14 protein-coding genes are annotated in these 18,223 nt (G+C 65.8%); 7 read left to right on the forward strand and 7 right to left on the reverse strand.

Annotated features, from left to right (window positions below; translation table 11 throughout):
• The first annotated feature begins 385 nt into the window (after window positions 1–385).
• The 5 genes from dnaK (at window position 386) to GTV32_RS18815 (ending at window position 5,847) form a co-directional block, all read left to right on the forward strand.
• Window positions 386–2,242 (forward strand): molecular chaperone DnaK, encoded by a 1,857-nt coding sequence (gene dnaK / locus GTV32_RS18795; protein WP_161061596.1) that lies wholly within the window; start codon window positions 386–388, stop codon window positions 2,240–2,242.
• Window positions 2,239–2,886, forward strand: a complete 648-nt coding sequence (gene grpE / locus GTV32_RS18800; protein WP_161061597.1) for a nucleotide exchange factor GrpE — start codon at window positions 2,239–2,241, stop codon at window positions 2,884–2,886. The genes dnaK and grpE overlap by 4 nt, the downstream gene beginning before the upstream one ends.
• 170 nt (window positions 2,887–3,056) lie before the next feature.
• The gene (dnaJ, locus tag GTV32_RS18805) at window positions 3,057–4,256 is read left to right on the forward strand and encodes a molecular chaperone DnaJ (protein ID WP_161061598.1); all 1,200 of its coding nucleotides are present in this window, start codon (window positions 3,057–3,059) and stop codon (window positions 4,254–4,256) included.
• A 2-nt stretch (window positions 4,257–4,258) separates the two neighbouring features.
• Window positions 4,259–4,654 carry a helix-turn-helix transcriptional regulator gene (locus GTV32_RS18810; RefSeq protein ID WP_161062631.1) on the forward strand — a complete coding sequence of 132 codons (396 nt, stop codon included), beginning with the start codon at window positions 4,259–4,261 and terminating at the stop codon, window positions 4,652–4,654.
• Window positions 4,655–4,716: 62 nt separating this feature from the next.
• Window positions 4,717–5,847, forward strand: coding sequence for a hypothetical protein (locus GTV32_RS18815; RefSeq protein WP_237421588.1), 1,131 nt, complete (start codon window positions 4,717–4,719; stop codon window positions 5,845–5,847).
• A 34-nt stretch (window positions 5,848–5,881) separates the two neighbouring features.
• Here the strand turns inward: GTV32_RS18815 and GTV32_RS18820 are convergent, their stop codons facing one another.
• Complete coding sequence (locus tag GTV32_RS18820) at window positions 5,882–7,033, reverse strand: FAD-binding oxidoreductase (protein WP_161061599.1); 1,152 nt, start codon at window positions 7,031–7,033, stop codon at window positions 5,882–5,884.
• Window positions 7,034–7,166: 133 nt separating this feature from the next.
• On the opposite strand from GTV32_RS18820, the gene GTV32_RS18825 reads away from it, so the two are divergent.
• Complete coding sequence (locus GTV32_RS18825; protein ID WP_161061600.1) at window positions 7,167–8,306, forward strand: amidohydrolase family protein; 1,140 nt, start codon at window positions 7,167–7,169, stop codon at window positions 8,304–8,306.
• A gap of 110 nt (window positions 8,307–8,416) precedes the next feature.
• On the opposite strand, the gene GTV32_RS18830 is transcribed toward GTV32_RS18825, so the two are convergent.
• Window positions 8,417–9,352, reverse strand: coding sequence for a serine/threonine-protein kinase (locus GTV32_RS18830; protein WP_161062632.1), 936 nt, complete (start codon window positions 9,350–9,352; stop codon window positions 8,417–8,419).
• 391 nt (window positions 9,353–9,743) lie between these two features.
• Here GTV32_RS18830 and GTV32_RS18835 point away from each other — a divergent pair, with 391 nt between their 5' ends.
• The gene (locus GTV32_RS18835) at window positions 9,744–11,114 is read left to right on the forward strand and encodes an FAD-linked oxidase C-terminal domain-containing protein (RefSeq protein ID WP_202421842.1); all 1,371 of its coding nucleotides are present in this window, start codon (window positions 9,744–9,746) and stop codon (window positions 11,112–11,114) included.
• 1 nt (window position 11,115) lies between these two features.
• Here GTV32_RS18835 and GTV32_RS18840 read toward each other — a convergent pair whose 3' ends face one another.
• From GTV32_RS18840 to GTV32_RS18860, 5 genes are all read right to left on the reverse strand, one after another.
• A complete protein-coding gene (locus GTV32_RS18840) occupies window positions 11,116–11,550 on the reverse strand; it encodes a DUF1330 domain-containing protein (protein ID WP_161061601.1) in 435 nt (144 codons plus the stop codon).
• Between the two features lie 6 nt (window positions 11,551–11,556).
• Window positions 11,557–13,239, reverse strand: coding sequence for an acyl-CoA dehydrogenase family protein (locus GTV32_RS18845; protein WP_161061602.1), 1,683 nt, complete (start codon window positions 13,237–13,239; stop codon window positions 11,557–11,559).
• The gene (locus GTV32_RS18850) at window positions 13,236–13,994 is read right to left on the reverse strand and encodes a TetR/AcrR family transcriptional regulator C-terminal domain-containing protein (protein WP_161061603.1); all 759 of its coding nucleotides are present in this window, start codon (window positions 13,992–13,994) and stop codon (window positions 13,236–13,238) included. Before GTV32_RS18850 ends, GTV32_RS18845 begins: the two co-directional genes overlap by 4 nt.
• Before the next feature lie 294 nt (window positions 13,995–14,288).
• Window positions 14,289–15,146 carry an oxygenase MpaB family protein gene (locus tag GTV32_RS18855; RefSeq protein ID WP_161061604.1) on the reverse strand — a complete coding sequence of 286 codons (858 nt, stop codon included), beginning with the start codon at window positions 15,144–15,146 and terminating at the stop codon, window positions 14,289–14,291.
• Window positions 15,147–15,424: 278 nt separating this feature from the next.
• The gene (locus GTV32_RS18860) at window positions 15,425–17,482 is read right to left on the reverse strand and encodes an Ig-like domain-containing protein (RefSeq protein ID WP_343287387.1); all 2,058 of its coding nucleotides are present in this window, start codon (window positions 17,480–17,482) and stop codon (window positions 15,425–15,427) included.
• Between the last annotated feature and the right edge of the window lie 741 nt (window positions 17,483–18,223).

Below are 18,223 nucleotides of genomic sequence, written 5' to 3' on the forward strand. Positions count from 1 at the left end.
CCATCTTTCCCGGTTCACGCCCCGCGAGTGCCGGGGCGTGAGCGTGCGCCCGGCTGCATGAGTGTATGCGGCTATGTACCGGACCGTGCGGTATGGAAGCGGCCGGAACGGAGAGATCCTCCCCACATTGAGTCAACCGCACTCAAGTTTTTCGCCTCATCCGGGAACATTCCGGCAGGTGGTCCCGTTGACCATTTCGAGAGACCTGAGTCCGAGGGGCTCAACCCAGGTTGACTCCGACGAATTTGTTCAGTAGGACATGAGTCGGATGCACTGAAGTTCGGGTTCCGACGCGGGTCTCGACGAAACATCCGCGGTTCGTGCAGCAAACGGCTCGGGCCCGGCCACGTACTTGGGTGCAACCCATGAACTAGGAGGAGAACACATGTCTCGTGCAGTTGGAATCGATCTCGGCACCACCAACTCGGTGGTCTCCGTGCTCGAAGGCGGCGAGGCCGCCGTCATCGCCAACGCCGAAGGCTCACGGACGACCCCGTCGGTGGTCGCATTCGCGCGCAACGGCGAGGTGTTGGTCGGGCAGCCGGCGAAGAACCAGGCGGTCACCAACGTCGACCGCACCATCCGTTCGGTCAAGCGCCACATGGGCGAGGGTGACTGGACCGTCGACATCGACGACAAGAAGTACACCCCGCAGGAGATCAGCGCACGCACGCTGATGAAGCTCAAGCGCGACGCCGAGTCCTACCTCGGCGAGGACGTCACCGACGCGGTGATCACCGTCCCCGCGTACTTCAACGACTCACAGCGTCAGGCCACCAAGGAAGCCGGCCAGATCGCCGGACTCAACGTGCTGCGCATCGTCAACGAGCCCACTGCGGCGGCGTTGGCCTACGGACTCGACAAGGGTGAGAAAGAACAGACCATCCTGGTCTTCGACCTCGGTGGCGGTACGTTCGACGTCTCGCTGCTCGAGATCGGCGACGGTGTCGTCGAGGTCCGCGCGACCTCCGGCGACAACCACCTCGGTGGCGACGACTGGGATCAGCGCATCGTCGACTCGCTCGTCGAGAAGTTCAAGAGCCAGAACGGCATCGACCTGACCAAGGACAAGATGGCGATGCAGCGGCTGCGTGAGGCCGCCGAGAAGGCGAAGATCGAACTCTCCGCCTCGCAGAGCACCTCGATCAACCTGCCGTACATCACCGTCGACGCCGAGAAGAACCCGCTGTTCCTCGACGAGCAGTTGAGCCGCAGCGAGTTCCAGAAGATCACCTCGGATCTGCTCGAGCGCACCCGTTCGCCGTTCCAGGCGGTCATCAAGGACGCCGGTATCGCCGTGGGCGACATCGATCACGTGGTTCTCGTCGGCGGGTCGACCCGTATGCCGGCGGTGACCGAACTGGTCAAGGAACTCACCGGTGGTCAGGAGCCCAACAAGGGCGTCAACCCGGATGAGGTCGTCGCAGTCGGTGCTGCCCTGCAGGCCGGCGTGCTGCGCGGCGAGGTCAAGGACGTGCTGCTGCTCGACGTGACCCCGCTGAGCCTCGGCATCGAGACCAAGGGCGGCGTGATGCACAAGCTGATCGAGCGCAACACCACCATCCCGACCAAGCGGTCGGAGACCTACACCACGGCCGAGGACAACCAGCCGTCGGTGCAGATCCAGGTCTACCAGGGTGAGCGTGAGATCGCCTCGCACAACAAGCTGCTCGGTTCGTTCGAGCTCGGCGGCATCGCTCCAGCGCCGCAGGGTGTCCCGCAGATCGAGGTGACCTTCGACATCGATGCCAACGGCATCGTGCACGTCACCGCGAAGGACAAGGGCACCGGCAAGGAGAACAGCATCCGCATCCAGGAGGGCTCGGGCCTGAGCAAGGACGAGATCGACCGGATGATCAAGGATGCCGAGGCACATGCCGACGAGGACCGGACCCGGCGCGAAGAGGCCGAGACCCGCAACCAGGCCGAGTCGTTGGTCAACCACACCGAGAAGTTCCTCAAGGACAACGAGGACAAGGTTCCCGGTGAGGTGAAGGACAAGGTCGAGGCGGCCATCGCCGAGGCCAACGAGTCCCTCAAGGGCACCGACATCGCCGCCATCAAGTCGGCGATCGAGAAGCTCTCGGCCGAGTCCCAGGAAATGGGTCAGGCGATCTACGCCGCCTCGGCTGCGGAGTCGCCCAACGGTGAAGCGCCGGAAGGTGAGGCCGCCGGTGGCGACAACGACGTCGTGGACGCCGAGGTTGTCGACGAGCCCTCAACCTCCGGGGACAACAAGTGACCGCTGGCGAGCCGGACGGCACGTATCCAGACGAGCCGGTCACGGTGTCCGACCGTCGTCGCATCGATCCCGAGACGGGTGAGGTGCGCGACGCGGCGGGCGCCGGGCCGGGCCCGGCGGAAGCCGAGCCGGCAGCAGACCAGCGAGAGGGCCAGTCCGCGGACGCCGAGCCGGAGGCCGAGGTCGATCAGGTCGATGCCCGTATCGCCGAACTGACCACCGATCTGCAGCGTGAACGCGCTCAGTTCGCCAACTTCCGGCGGCGTGCAGCGGAGGAGAAGCAGGGATCGGTCGCCTACGGCAAGCAGGTGCTGATCGAGAAGCTGCTCCCGATCCTCGATGATCTCGACCGTGCACGTGAGCACGGCGACCTCGAGGACGGGCCGATGCGATCGATGGCCGACAAGCTCGTGGCCGCACTGTCGGGCGAGGGGCTCACCAGGTTCGGTGAGCCGGGCGACGTGTTCGACCCGGATCTGCACGAGGCCGTCCAGCACGACGGTGAAGGAGCAGAACCGGTGATCGGCGCCGTCTATCGCACCGGATACCGGCTTGGTGAGAAGGTGATTCGTCACGCGATGGTCACAGTCACCGATCCGGTCGCGGCACCGAGCGATGCGGCCGAACAGACTGGTGCACAATAAGCGCACCCTTTTCGCTCCCTGAGGTGCGACGAGCGTCAGCGACCACCTCGCTCCTCAGGGAGCGGGTGACGCTGGCGAGCTCGCGCCTCAGGGAGCAGGTGCGCTCGCTCCTCAGGGAGTGGGAGACAACTTCATCCAGACAATTGACATAACGAAGGAGGTGACGTCTGGTGGCTCCACAACGTGAGTGGTTGGAACACGACTTCTACAAGGACCTGGGCGTTGCTTCTGACGCTTCGGCTGAAGAGATCAAGAAGGCCTACCGCAAGCTCGCACGCGAGTTGCACCCGGATGCCAACCCGGGCGATGCGGCAGCCGAGGAACGCTTCAAGCGGGTGTCCGAAGCCCACAGCGTGCTGTCCGATGCCGAGAAGCGCAAAGAGTACGACGAGACCCGCGCGATGTTCGCCGGTGGGCGATTCCGCGGCGGGGGCAACGGCTTTCCCGGCGGTTTCCCGGGCGGCGGCACCACCTATACGACGACGACGGGCGGCGCCGACTTCAACATCGGCGACCTGTTCGGCAACGGCGGTAACACCGCCGACGCGGGAGGCGGATTCGGCGACCTCTTCGAGGGCTTGTTCAATCGCGGACAGCGGACGTCCACAGCGTCGCGTCCGAAGCGCGGCAACGATCTCGAGACCGAGACGACTCTGAGCTTCAAGGATGCGGCACAGGGCACCACCGTTCCGCTCCGGGTGACCAGCCCGTCACCGTGCACGACGTGTCACGGCAGCGGGGCAAAGCCCGGCACCAGCCCACGAGTCTGCCCGAACTGCAACGGTTCCGGATTCGTGAGCCGCAACCAGGGGGCATTCGGATTCAGCGAACCCTGCCAGGATTGCCAGGGCACGGGCTCGCGCATCGACGACCCCTGCACCGACTGCGACGGTTCCGGCGTGAAGGTTCGTGCCCGGACCATCAACGTGCGCATCCCTGCGGGTGTCGAGGACGGACAGCGGATCCGGCTCGCCGGTCAAGGGGAGGCTGGGCGGCGCGGAGCCCCGTCGGGAGACCTGTACGTGGTGGTTCACGTGCAGTCGGACAAGGTCTTCACCCGTAGCGGTAACGACCTCAAAGTTCAACTGCCCGTGAGCATCTCCGAGCTGATTCTGGGTGCCACGGTGTCGGTGCCGACCCTCGACGGCACGGTCGGTGTGAAGATCCCGGCCAACACGACCGACGGCCGCACGCTGCGGGTCCGTGGTCGGGGAGTGCCGAAGCGGTCCGGCGGCGCGGGTGATCTGCTGGTCACCGTGAAGGTCGCGGTCCCGCCGACGCTCGACGACGCCGCCGTGGAGGCCATGCGCAAGTATGCCGAGGCAGAGAAGGCCGGTGGCTTCGATCCGCGTGCCGGGTGGGGGCGATGACGATGGTCGGCAAGTTCGAGAGCGAGGCCGGCGCGACCTTCATGATCTCGGTCGCCGCCGAACTCGCCGGCATGCACGCCCAGACGCTACGCACCTACGACCGCCTCGGTCTGGTCACGCCGCAACGCACCAGCGGCGGCGGTCGTAGGTACTCGGCCCGGGACGTCGAACTGCTCCGGGAGATCCAACGGCTCTCCCAGGAGGAGGGTGTGAACCTGGCGGGGATCAAGCGGATCATCGACCTGAGCAATCAGGTGGACGCTCTGCAACAGCGGGTTCGGGAACTGCAAGCGGAGGTGGACAACGTTCCACACCGCCGCAGCGGCGAACTCGTGCCCGTTCCGCGCACCAGCGCTCTGGTCGTCTGGCAGCCGCGCCGCAAGCGCAACGCCGACTGATGACCGCCGGGAACCACCCGCTACCCTGACTCCGGAGAACGACGCCGGAGACAGGACAGGACATGGCCGAGACACAGAGCACCCGCACGCAGGGCGGCTCGACCTCGACCGGTTCGGTCCTCGGGATCTCGGTCATCGAGGATCACATCGTCTCCGTGGTGCGTGGTGCCGAGGGCGAGATCGTCGCGAGCAATCTGGTCGACCTCGCCGACCCGTCCGCGCAGAGCGCGGAAACCGCCATTCACGAACTCGTCGACTCGGTGCCCTACGAGATCGACCGGATCGGTATCGCCTGCGCGCGCCCGGCCACCCAGAGCTATCTGCAAGCGAATCTCTCTCCCGACACGTCACGACCGGGCTGGTACGACAAGGTCGCGGTCACCGATGTGCCCGCCGCCCTCGCCGAGGTGGCGCGGGGTGCCGCCGGAGTCCGCGGCATCATCGCCGTCGTCGACCTGGATCGGACCGCGGTCCCGTCGCCCGGCTCATCCGTGGTGACGTTGGACGCGGCGACCGGCGAGGTCCTCGGGACCGCTGAGTTCGCCTACGGTTCTCCGGGACCCGTGACCGATCCCGCACACGCGACCGCGGTCGCCGAGGCCGTGATCTCGGCACCGGGCGGATCATCGGTGTCGTCGGTGCTGTGCACCGGACCCGGCGCCGACGTGCCGGGCGCGGTGTCCGCGTTGGGTTACGCACTGGCTCGGCCGGTGGCAGCCGCCGAGCAGCCGGCCCTGGCGCCTGCTGTCGGCGCCGCGATCCTCGCGCTGCGACCCGGAGCGGTGACGCGCGGTTCGTCGAACCGTCGCTGGTGGCTGATCGGGGCGGCGATGGCCGGTGCACTGGTGCTCGGTGCGATCGCCGCATCGGCGGTGTTCGCCGGCGTCGACGCAGCCGAGGAAGAGGCGCCACCCACGACGACCGTCACAGCGGCGCCGTCGACAGTGACCGTCACCTCGACGGCGCAGCCGCAGACCGAGACCGAGACCGCCGTCGAGACGACTACGGTGACCCGGGATCGGCAAACGGTCACCCGGACCACGACTGCCACGGAGTCGGCGTCGGACCCGACCACGGTCACCGAGACGGAGACCGAGACCGAGACCACGACGAAGACCGAGTACGCCGGTGGCGGCGAGGCGTCGGCGAACAGATGGGCGCCGCAGAACCGGCAGGGGTTGACCGGCCAGTAGATCGCGCGGGGTCGTCAGCGCCGGATGGTGGTGTTCAGATCACGGGGTCGTGCTGGATCCGACTCGCTCGCACACCCGCGACCAACAGGCGTCGTCGTGTCGCCTCGATCATCTGAGCCGAACCCGCGATGAGGACCTGGCGGTCGTCCCAGGGCCCGCTCCGCGCAACCGCGTCACCGAGCGTCCCGATGATGTGCTCGATACCAAGGGTCTCCGGCGTCGTCGTCGAGGTGATCCACCATGGGTCGGTGGTCTCCTCCGAGACCGCGGTGACGGTCAGCCACGGATTGGTGGTCGCGATGCGACGTAGCACCGCGAGATCATAGAGCTCACCGGGATGACGCATCCCGTAGAAGATGTGGGTCTGTGGCGAGTCGGCGCGCTTCGACATCTCGATCAGCAGCGCTCGCAGCGGCGCGAGGCCGGTGCCGCCGGCGACCATGAGTACTTTCTGGTCACGCTCGACGTGCAGGGTCCCGTGCCCTTGTGCGAAATACCAGGTGTCGCCGCTGCGGGTCTCGCCGACGATCGCGGCGCTGACCGTGCCGCCGGGCACCGCGCGCACATGGAACTCGAGTTCACCGGCCGGGTTCGGTGGAATGGCTGGAGACAGATTCCGCCACACCCTGGGACGCTGGGGGATCTGCACCTCCAGGTACTGCCCGACCGCGAAGCGCAGTGGTGCACGCGTGATCAGTCGGACCACCGCGAGGTCGCGGGTGATCCGGAACTTCTCCACCACCTCGGCCGACCACAACGCCGGATGTGGGGCCGTCTCGGCGGCGCCGCGCATCACGCCGGTCGTCAGCATCATCGCCTGGGTGACCGTCTGAGCGGATTCGTCGTCCCAGTACTCACCCAGCACCGATGCGAACTCGGCGACGAGAGCCTGGTAGATGATGCCGTAATGCTCTGGTCGCACGCCGAACTTGCGGTGGTCGCGACCCAACTGGGCGAGAAATTCGATCAGCTCGTTGTGTCCGTCGGGGCGTGGCACCACGTCGAGGACGTGGTCGATGACGCGATAGAAGGCGTCGCGCTGCCCGGCCATCACCGCGGGAAACAGTTCACGCAGGTCGGGGTCGATGGCGAACATCCTGGTGTAGACGTTCGCGGAGAATCGGTCGGGGTCGCGGGCGATCAGCGTGCGTAGCTGATGGAGCGTGTGCCGTGAGTGGTTGGGCACGTCGTGGGTCACCTCCCTGTACCGGTACCGCGGATTTTCCGCCCAAGACTAATCACCCTAGCGGTCGTTCGACGAGCACTGACGATCCATCATTCGATCTCGGGCGCGCACAGCGTGTGGCAGGCTCAGTGGTGTGAGCTCGCTCGATGGCGTCGTGCCGGGCATAGTCGATGCCCATCTGCACCAGTGGAATCCGCGGAGTACTCCGTGGGCGGCGAACCGGATGTCGCGGCTCTACAGTTTTCTCCCCGCCCTGGGCGATCGTGTCTTCCCGATGGTGGTGTCGCAGGCCGACCGCGAATACGTGCTCACACCGAGCACCGTCGCGCGCGTGTACGAGCCCTTGCAGTACCTCGCCGATGCGTCCGCCGTTCGCACCGTGGCCGGGGTCCGGGTGGAGACCGTGGTGCACATGGAGTCGCATTGGCGACGTGACGAGGCCGCCGGCCGCACCGACAGCCCGGCGGGACGGTCGGCCGTGGAGGAGACCCGATATGTCACCGGCCTGCCGTTCGGGGTCGGCCAATCGCCCAACCTCGGGGCGATCGTGGCGCACGCCGACCCGCGCGCCGAGATGTTCGCGGAATTGCTCGACGAGCACGCGGCGCTCACCGACCGTCTGCGCGGCGTCCGCTGGATCACCACCCGGCACCCCGATCCACGCATCCGCAACGGCGCGGACGCCGACGGGATTCTCGCGTCGACGTCGTTCTTGCGTGGTTTCGCCGAGGTGGCCGAACGGGGTCTGGTGTTCGACGCTTTCGTCTACTCGCATCAGCTCTATGACGTGGTGACGCTCGCGCGGGAGTATCCGGAGGCGACCATCGTGGTCGACCATCTCGGATCGCCGGTCGGTGTGTTCGGACCGGTGGGAGCGCGGACCGGCGCGACGGCCGGCGCCCGTGCAGACATCCTCCGCCTGTGGCGGGAGCGGATGACCACTCTCGCCGGATGCCCCAACGTGGTGGTCAAGTTGTCCGGCCTCGGATTGCCGGTGCTCGGGTACGGCCGGGAGAGGTGGGGAAACATCGGCAGTCGCGGCACGCTTGCCGAGATGGTCGGCCCGCTGGTCGAACATGCCTTTGCGCATTTCGGCGCCGACCGCCTGATCTTCGGCTCCAACTTCCCGATCGACAAACCCAACACGGCACTCGACATGGTGGTCGGTGCGCTCATCGACCTGCTCGAACCGCAAGGTGGCGACTACGTACTACGGAAGGTGTTCCGGGACAACGCCATGCGGGTGTACAGGATCGAGGGCCAACCCGCCTGAACCTCGTCGCCCCACGCTGATCGAGTAGGCCCGAGCGAAGCCGCCCGCCCCCCGCTGATCGAGTAGGCCCGAGCGAAGCGAGGCGCCGTATCGAGATCACCCCTACCTGTTCACCCGTCCGCAACCGCATTCCGAGACCACGGCCACCGGCGCCGTCGGGGCGATTCCGGCACCGGGACGTCCCGTAGTGCTCGTGCGACGATGTCGGTGAACTGCGTGCAGGTCTCGTACCGGTCCTGGGGATCCTTGGCCAGTGCCTTGGCGAACACGGAATTGAGTGCCGACGGCAACCACGGACGTGCGCTGGTCAACCGCGGGATCGGATCGTGGAGATGAGCATAGGTGACGGCAAACGCCGTGGCGCGTTTGAACGGCGGATCGCCGGTCAGTAGCTCGAACAGGCTGGCGGCCAACGCGTAGAGATCGGTTGCCGGCGAAAGGCGTTGAGCAGTCAGCAATTCGGGTGCCGCGTAGGCGATCGATCCCTGGACTCTGCCGTTGCGTGCCAGCGGGCGGGCATCGTCGAGCAGCTGGGCGATGCCGAAATCGGTCAGCACCGCGTGGACCCGGCCGGAGGGCCGGGACACCATGATGTTGGCGGGCTTGACGTCCCGGTGCAGGACCTCCATCGCATGGGCGAAGTCGAGGGCGTCGGCGATCTGTCCACCGATCTGGGTGATCGCCGTGATGTCCGGTTCGGCGGGACGGTGGACGATCAGTTCGGTCGCCGGCATACCCTCGACGAACTGCATCGCCGTCCACAGAACGGTTACGCAACTGCTTGTCTCGATGCCTGTGGTCGAATCGATCTCGCCGCGGGCGTACATGCGGACGATGTTCGGGTGCGGGAGTCGGGAGGCAATGGTGAACTCGCGATCGAATCTCTCGCGGACCCGTTGACGGTCGCTCGGCCTGGTGTGCAACACCTTGAGTGCGATCGGGTCGGTGCCGCTGCCGCGGTGCGCCCGATAGACCTCGGCGCTGCTGCCGCTGCCGAGGAGTGCGTCGATGGTGTAGCCGGCCAACACATCGCCCGGCCCGAACACGGCGTCAGAACTGTCGGGTCGCGGTGATACGGCACGGTGCTCGGCGGTGGCCACGAGATTTCCGGTTCGGCTATCCGCTGATGGGGGTCAGCCGGAAGGCGGCCCGATGTCGATCCGACTCCCTCCGCATGATGCGGAAGTCGTCGATGGTGTCGCTGTTGGAGTCACTCACCCGAACCATTCTGCCTGTTCGGGCCGCCGTAGCACCCCGGGATCACCGAGCTGGTGGATCGCTGGCCGGTGGTCTGGTCCGGGAACCTTCTGCGTCGACCGTGGTCGCGAATGCCGACGAACTGTCCGACGACGCACCGAGGCGGCCACGCACAGGTCTGCCGAGCGGACTGCACGGAGCCGCATGAGCGAGACGTCCCGCGCACCTTAGAGTGAGACCATGGCCGACGTCATCACCGTGGATTCCCTGGTAGCCGAATTGCCACCCGGGATGGTGGTCACCGATCCCGACATCCTGTCTGCATACCGGCAGGATCGTGCCCAGGACCCCGACGCCGGGACACCGCTCGCACTGATCCGCCCGACGACCACCGAGCAGGTGCAGATCACGGTCCGCTGGTGCGGCGAGCACCAGATCCCGGTCATCACCCGTGGTGCGGGAACGAGTCTGTCCGGCGGCTCGACCGCCGTCGACGGCGCGGTGATGATCTCCACGGAGAAGATGCGCGAGTTGACCATCGACACCGCGACCCGGACCGCCGTCACGCAGCCAGGACTGTTCAACTCGGAAGTGAAGGCCGCGGCCGCTGCCCACGGACTCTGGTATCCGCCGGACCCGTCGTCGTTCGAGATCTGCTCGATCGGCGGCAACGTCGCCACCAACGCGGGCGGGTTGTGTTGCGTGAAGTACGGCGTGACCACCGACTACGTGCTCGGCCTACAGGTGGTGCTGGCCGACGGACGTGCGGTGCGCGTCGGCGGTATGCAGTTGAAGGACTCGGCCGGGCTGTCGCTGACCAAGCTCTTCGTCGGTAGCGAGGGACTGCTCGGCATCATCACCGAGGTGACGCTGCGGCTGCTGCCTCCGCAGGCTCCGGCGTCCACGGTGGTGGGGACGTTCGCGTCAGTGCACGAGGCCAGTCAGGCCGTCCTCGCGATCACGTCGCAGATCCGCCCCGCGATGCTCGAGTTCATGGACTCGGTCTCCATCAATGCCGTCGAGGACATGCTGCGGATGGGCCTCGATCGGGACGCGGGCGCGCTGCTGGTGGCCCAGTCGGACGCGCCCGGGCCGGCCGGTGCGGCGGAGGTCGAGATCATCTCGCAGGCGTTCGAGGCGCACGGCGCGAGCGAGGTGTTCGCCACCGACGACCCGCAGGAGGGTGAGGCCTTCACCGCAGCTCGGCGGGCGGCGATACCCGCGGTCGAGAAGATCGGGTCGCTCCTGCTCGAAGATGTCGGGGTGCCGTTGCCGCAGTTGCCCGCGCTGATCGACGGTGTCGGGGCGATCGCGGCAGACAACCGGGTGCTGATCTCGGTGATCGCGCACGCCGGCGACGGCAACACCCATCCGCTGATCGTCTTCGACCCGGCAGACACCGACGAGGCGGCCCGCGCCCAGCGAGCCTTCGGTCAGATCATGGATCTGGCGATCTCGCTGGGCGGCACCATCACCGGCGAGCACGGCGTCGGCAGACTCAAGAAGAACTGGCTGCCCGATCAGGTCGGCCCCGACGTCATGGATCTCACGGCGACCATCAAGCGTGCGCTGGACCCGCAGGGCATCCTCAACCCCGGCGTATTGCTCTAGATCAGACAGTCGTCGCGACGCGCCGCGAATCGGCGATCGCGGCCGTGCGATGCCGCGCCAACGATTGGTATTCCGGGTCGGTGACCATCTGGCGGAACGCCGCCGGATTCGGGTACCGAACCAGCAGGATCGAGTCCCACTGCTCGTCGACCGGCCCGATCACCGTCGGCCCGCAGTCGCCGTGGAACACGACCTCTGCCCCGGCCTTTTCGAGGTGCGGCGTCGCCGCCCGTCCATAGATTCGGTAGGCATCTTCGCCGGAGATCGGCTGTTGCGGAGCCAATTCCGCTGCCTGCGAGTAGTCGGCCTCGTCTCGGAACCTGAGCAGGTTGAGCATCGTGATCGGCTGATCTGCCGGCAGTTCCGAGAGCTGCCCGAATTGCCCTCGGTGCGGGTCGACGGCGCGGCGGTCGGCGGGTGGGAGGTCGGTGCTCATTGCAGTTCAGTGCCTCTCGAGGATCGTGGACAGGTCGGCGCCATCCGGCAGTGCGCCGTATTCGAAGTTCCGGTCATCGCCCAGCCGGGCCGCGATGAACGCGTCGGCAACCGGTGTCGGTGAGAACCGTACGAGCAGAGATGCTTCCAGGGCAAGAGCCATCGATTCGACGACGGACCGTGCTCGCCGCTGGGCCGAAGCCGCGTCGAGGCGGGACAGCTCACCCAGGTGATCGCGGAGCCCGTCGAGGTGGGCGTCGAGAACTCGGTCGGCGCCGCGGGCCAGGGAGATCTCGGCGTCGAACGCCGCCACCGACTCGGGCTCACGGGTCATCGCCCTCAGTACGTCGAGCGCGATCACGTTGCCCGATCCCTCCCACACGGCCATCACCGGCTGCTCTCGGTACCGCATCGCGAGCGGGAAGTCTTCGGTATAACCGTTGCCGCCCAAGCACTCCAACGCCTCGTACGAGTGATGCGGTCCGCGCTTGCAGATCCAGTACTTGGCGACCGCGGTGGCGAGGCGTCGGAAGGCGCGCTCTTGGTCGTTCGCGTCCTCGTCGTGGGCGCGGGCGAGACGGATCGCTGTGACGGTGGCGGCCTCGGACTCGAGGGCGAGATCGGCGAGCACGGCGGCCATCGCCGGCTGATCGGCCAGTGTTGCGCCGAATGCCGCACGGTGGCGGGCGTGCCAGACCGCCTCGGCGACGGACTGTCGCATGCCGGCCGCACTGCCCAGCACGCAGTCGAGACGGGTCTGCGCGACCATCTCGATGATGGTGCGGACACCGCGGCCCGGCTCGCCGATCATCACGGCGACGGTGCCGTCGAGTTCGATCTCCGACGACGCATTCGATTTGTTGCCGAGCTTGTTCTTCAGTCGCTGGATGCGGAAGACATTGCGGGTGCCGTCGGGCAGGACTCGCGGCAGCAGGAAACAGGAAAGCCCTTCGCCTGCTGGTCCTTCCGCCTGCGCGAGGACCAGGAAAGCGTCCGACATCGGAGCCGAGCAGAACCACTTGTGGCCGGTGAGCAGATATTCACCGCCTGGGCCGCCGCCGGCAACCGGCTTGGCGATGGTGGTGTTGGCGCGGACATCCGAGCCGCCTTGCTTCTCCGTCATGGACATCCCGAAGATCGCCGATGTCTTGTCGGCGGCCAAGTCGGGGGAGTAGGAGCGGGACAGGGCCTTCGGCACCCACTGGGCGGCGACGTCGGGCTGCAGCTCGAGGGATGGGATGACCGCGTGGGTCATCGACACCGGACATGCATGGCCCGGCTCGATCTGGCCGAACAGCATGAATCCGGCAGCCCGCACCACATGGGAGCCCGGCTGAGGGTCGTCCCAGCAGCGGGTGTGCGAGCCGTGGGCGATGGAGGCGGCGATGATGCGGTGATAGGCGGGGTGGTATTCGACCTCGTCGATCCGGTTGCCCCACCGGTCGAACGTGTGCAACTCCGGCGTGACGGAGTTGGCGAGTGCGGCGTCGTGCTGGAAGTCGGCACTGCCGACGAGCGCGCCGATGTCGCGGAGTTCGTCCTCGGCCCATCCACCGTCGTGGCGTCGAACCGCCTCGGCGAGAACAGTGTTGAGCTCGTACTCGTTGATGTCACGCCGGGGTGCGGACTGGTTGAGCACGGTGTGGGTGAGATGAGGCTGCGGTTTGGTGTGAGTGTCGAACTGCGTCATGAACTTTCCTTTCGGCGACGAGAGGTCGCGAACACTTCTGTCGGTCGAGTCCCGGCGGCCCCGGCCGCCGGTCGAGTGGCCGCGAACGTGGTGCGTGGCGTATCGAGACCATCGACCCCCTCACCCCCACGCTCCAACGGCCGGTCGAGAACCACGTCGGGGATCTGCAAACTGGTGAAGACGACGGTGACGGCATCCTCGATCGAATACTCGAAATCGGTTCCTGTGGCGGCTTTCTGGACGATGAGGCCGAAGATCGCCGACCAGAAGGCCCTGGCCTCGACGCCGATGTCGGCGCGTAACTGCCAGCCGGTGCGGACCAGGGTGCGCATCAGCGCTTCTTCCCCGCGTTCGTGGAGGTTGCGCAGAGTGTCGCTGATGTTCTCCCGCAGATCCGGACGGCGCGACACGAGGAGCATGGCCGTGGTGAAGAGTTCGACGTTGCGGGCCTGTGGTCCGAGTAGTGAGCTGATGAGGGTGTTGGTGTACTCGCGCACGGTCGTGGCCTCGGCGGCCGCGTCTTCGGCGTGCCGACCGGCGCGCAGGACCGCCGCGCACGCGACCTCGACGAAGAGCTGCTCCTTGGAGCCGAAGTAGTACGTGACCTGGTTCGGGTAGGCCCCGGCCCGCTGACAGATCTGAGCGATCGATGCCGTCTCACCCTGCTCGACGAAGATGTCGGTGGCCGCCGACAGCAACGCACGACGTGTCGCCTTGCCGGCTTCACGCGTTCCGCGGCCATTAGCGCTGGTCATGCCCACCTCATCAAGTGTTTGTATGGCAAACAATAAACGCGGGCGGGTGGCGGGTCAAGGGCGTTCACGCGCGGAGGTCCGTCCGTCCGTCCACGGTGTCCCCGCCGAAGACCGCCACGCCCGAGCACATGCGCGCGAATGCCGACATCGATGTCACGATCGGCGACGAGGACATGCAGGCTCTGCGCGACATGAATGCGAGGGACTACGGGGAACACTCCGTGTTCCCGTCTGCAGCGGCAAGTAGAAGGTGGAGGCCGATTCACTCGACTGGAAAGGCGGCGATCGGTTGTCTCAGACCAGCGGTCGGCCGAGGCGGTGCCGTAATCGGACATCCCAGAGCAACAGACGGAAGCCCAACTGCGACAACCACAGAGGCGTTCTGCGCTCACGAGCGACCAGATCGGCGATGTAGTTGCGGAACCACTCCTCGTCGGCGGGGGTCCAGTCGACTCGCAGGGCGTCGCGGAACGGTTGGGGAAGGTATCCGATGGTGCGTCGGTATTTGACGGGTCCATAGCGTTTGGCGACCCAGGGGTGAGCGTAATCGAAGTGAGCGATACCGAGAAGGAAGTCGCGCACCTCATCGCTGATGGCCAGCTTCGAGGTTTGCTCATCCCAGTACTGGCTGAAGGTGTCTCTGTTGGCGGGCCACGCCTCCGCCGGCATCTGCAGCGTGGTGCCACAGACCTTCCCCTGCTGGTAGAACGTCTCTCGTTGGAGGCCGTGTAGCGGTCCGTGGACACGTTCGTAGATGTCTTCCCATCCCATGTAGAGACAGGCGGCCACCCATAGCTGGAGTTCGATGTCCATGGCGTTGTAGGCGACGGGACTGTCGTCGTCGGAGCGGACTCGGGCATGTTGGCGGTTCACGGCCTGACGGAAGTGACGGCGATCAGCGGCGGAGCCCAGAGTCGCGACCGCGAGATAGGAGGCGGTGGTCCGTGCCCGTTTGATCGGGTGCCGATCCAGTCGTCCGTCCTCGACCGTGCTGCGTGCAACGCCGTATCCGACTGCGGGATTGGCCAACTGCATGATCACGTTGGCTGTGCTCATTGTTCGGCCCATCGACATCAGCGACCTCGCGAACACGCTGCTGTCCATGGCATCCGATTCCGTGCGGGAGACCCGCTTCGAGCCGTCCACTGCCATTGTGCCCTCCTCGACCAGGGATCTGACTACATACGTTATCAGATTATTGTCTCGGTGTGTGCCCGGGCGGTGCGAACGACTCGATCAGATGGATCGCTGGGTTTCAGCGATGCCGCTTCAACGCCAAACAGAGGCGTTCCCAACGCTTTTGATTGCCGGGACCGCCTCCACCAAGCGAAAGGTGAGTGCCTCTATCAGTGAATCTCACACACCGTTCATGACCGTCTGTTCAGGACAGTGCCCTGACATCGGTCCGAGCGACATACCTCGGGAGAGGCCTACACGCTGGCCCGAGCGTCGGCGATCCTCGCCGGGTCCAGCAGTACGAGGACATCACCATCGAGGCTGGAGGTGATCATTGAGCTGGGCGTCGTGTCGGTTGCCGGGGTTGTCGGGGTGATCGATCGTGTCAATTTGTTGATGGTGACATCTCCGGTCAGGTATCCCGTCTTGGCTCCTGTGACTGTGATGTCGGCGCGGTAGCGGATCGTATTCTGGCTGGCCGGCGCGCTCGTTGATTCGGTGCCGTTCAGGATCAATCCGTCCTCGTTGACGTAGTCGTGGTAAGTGACGGTGCGGAGGGTTGCGCCGGGGCTCGCTGGGTCTGCGATCTCTTCGATCGTCGCGGTGCCGCCTCCCGCACCCTCGTACGTCCCGGCCGCAGGTAATGGCAGCGGGCTGGGAACGTATTCGCTCAGTTTGGGCGCCCACGTCGGATCTGGAGTCCTGAGATCTCCCTGGACTTGGCCCACGCTGGTCGTGTACTTCAGGTTGGCAATCACGAGCCGGCTGTCCGTCGGGCTGGCCTCCCAGAATGCCACCGCGTCGCCAGTGTTGTTCCAACTGGCCATGCTGCGTGCTGAGTAGTTGTCGCCTTCGTCCTCAGGGGTATTCGGGTCATCGCTGACGAACAACGGAATACCGTTCTCTCCCTTCAGTTCGTCTTCGATCGAGAGCACCCACTCCTGGTTCGTCACATTCCGGTAGTTGGAACCCGCATATGCCTCGTACACAGCTCCTTGGATTTGTGAAGGCAAGAACGCCGGCCGCACGATCCTTGTCATAGGCGTCAGGGCGTCGAGACCACGCGCACTCCCGATCGCGATCCACTGCTGGTTGGGCGAGAGGTCAGTGTCTTCGTCGTAGTCGAGGTTTGCCGTCAGCCGTGTCGCCTCACCCGTGGCCAGATCGACCACGATGTCGTCGACGTTGCCGGCCTCGTATTGTCCGCCGATGATGATCACGCCTTTGCCGTCGGGAGTGAACTGCTTGCCCTCACCCACGGGGTAGACCACCCGAGCATCTTCGATGTGATATTCCGGTGCCCCGGTGGCCGCGTTGGTGGTCCGGGTGAACGTGCCCACGACAGGCACGGCCGTCAGGAGTCCGGCTTCGCCGAACTGGACTTGGCTGAACAACACATGGGTGCCGTCCGGCGAGATCCGCATCTCGCGCTGCGGATCGAGAACAGTTGCCGCGGCCGGCGGTGAGATGACCGGCACCAGCTGATCTCCAGTCGGTTCGTAAACGAAGTAGCGGCCTCCGGACTGAATCATCAGCCGATCTGAACCGTCCTGATAGGGCACCACCCTGGCCATGTCGGTTGCGACCTCGGGAGAGATGCCACAGGTGATGCACTTGAGGCCCGTCCCGTCGACGTTGATCTGGTGGATTTCCGAACGGGTCCCACCGGGGGGCGTCACAGCGAAGTAGATCGAGTTTCCGTCCGCTGCGAACCGTGGAGTGTCAGGGTCCGTGTACCCATCAGGTAGATCGAGGATGACGCGATCAACGGTCGGGCTGAGGACCGTGGTGTCGATACTCGCCTGATCACCGTGCGGTTGGAACAGAGTCAGCAAATTGAACTTGCCATCGGTGACGGAGATGGTGAACGAATCAGTTTGAGCGGCATCGTAGTCGATGTCGTCAGGGATATAGGTGTATGTGCCCGTCGCCTGGTCGATCGTCACGGTGCCATGCTTGGGCGCCTGGGTGATCGCGTAGCTCAAGGCGTCGCCTTCGGGATCGGTGGCACCGAGATTGCCAGTGACCGTCTGACCGGTCTGAACCGTCGCGGTGGGGTTGTAGTCGATGGTCGGGGATTGGTTGAACAGTTCGCGTCGCGTCCAGCCCACCAGAGCCCAGATGAACGGGGAACTCGGCGTGCGGTCCTCCGGATCAGGGGTGGGGCGGAGAACTTTCGTGATGAAGCCGTTGAGGAAGCCCGCCAGACCGCCTTCCTGCGCTTTCGGCACAGCGGGAGAAAATACTGGGACGACCGCCCCGCCGACGACCGCGCCCGCGGTGTCGACATCAACTGTCGCCGCAGTGATCACGTCACCAGACCTGCCTTCGGCAGTCGGTGTCTGCGAGGTTGCCGTCTCCATGGCGACTGCGCTCACTGGTTGCGAGTTTCCGGCGGTTGCCGGTGTCAGCCCGACGTCGGTGACGGCGGGATCGTCAGGATCTGAATCGATCGCGTCCGCAGTCGATTCCGGTTGCAGAGGGTCGACTGATGGGAAGATCGACGGCGGATAGTCTTCTTGAGCTTCGGTCACTTCACCGGTGGCCGGTGCACCGTCGGATGAGAGTCCATCCTGTCCGCTTGTCTCATCCGGCGCATCGGCGACGGGCGGTTCCGGGGAAGTGGGTGCCTGCGGATCGTCCGTGTCGGTCTCAGTGGAGGCAGACTCGGTGCTCGACGACGTCTGGTCCGTGGTGTCGGTTGACGTGGAGTCACTGCCGTCTGTTGTCGACTGAGTGTCGGACTGTGTTCCCTGTCCTTCACCTGCGGTCGAGTCCGTGGACGCTCCCGAGCTACCCCCGGAGGCGGTGGCCGAACTCGATACCGAGGATGAATCGCCAGTGTCGGCGCTTGCCACGCCTGGCGACGCGGCAACAACCACTCCGATTCCGACCGCCGCGGCCAGCGCACTTGCGCGACCGAGTTGGCGACCGTAGCCGCTGTGATGTGAAACCTGTTTGGACATTAGGGCTCCTGGGTGCAGTCCAGTGAAATGACGGGATCGGGGTTGAGGGGAGCAACTTGCCGAACGTAAAGTCGCGAACTTGTCGAA

The sequence above is a fragment of the Gordonia sp. SID5947 genome, assembly GCF_009862785.1.
Classification (GTDB): Bacteria; Actinomycetota; Actinomycetes; order Mycobacteriales; family Mycobacteriaceae; genus Gordonia.

Excerpts from the sequence above, each read along its gene's own strand:
- GTV32_RS18840 (WP_161061601.1), bottom strand. The coding sequence starts at position 11,550 with ATGAGCACCGACCTCCCACCCGCCGACCGCCGCGCCGTCGACCCGCAC.
- dnaK (WP_161061596.1), top strand. The coding sequence starts at position 386 with ATGTCTCGTGCAGTTGGAATCGATCTCGGCACCACCAACTCGGTGGTC.
- GTV32_RS18845 (WP_161061602.1), bottom strand. The coding sequence starts at position 13,239 with ATGACGCAGTTCGACACTCACACCAAACCGCAGCCTCATCTCACCCAC.
- GTV32_RS18850 (WP_161061603.1), bottom strand. The coding sequence starts at position 13,994 with ATGACCAGCGCTAATGGCCGCGGAACGCGTGAAGCCGGCAAGGCGACA.
- GTV32_RS18855 (WP_161061604.1), bottom strand. The coding sequence starts at position 15,146 with ATGGCAGTGGACGGCTCGAAGCGGGTCTCCCGCACGGAATCGGATGCC.
- GTV32_RS18815 (WP_237421588.1), top strand. The coding sequence starts at position 4,717 with ATGGCCGAGACACAGAGCACCCGCACGCAGGGCGGCTCGACCTCGACC.
- GTV32_RS18810 (WP_161062631.1), top strand. The coding sequence starts at position 4,259 with ATGGTCGGCAAGTTCGAGAGCGAGGCCGGCGCGACCTTCATGATCTCG.
- GTV32_RS18835 (WP_202421842.1), top strand. The coding sequence starts at position 9,744 with ATGGCCGACGTCATCACCGTGGATTCCCTGGTAGCCGAATTGCCACCC.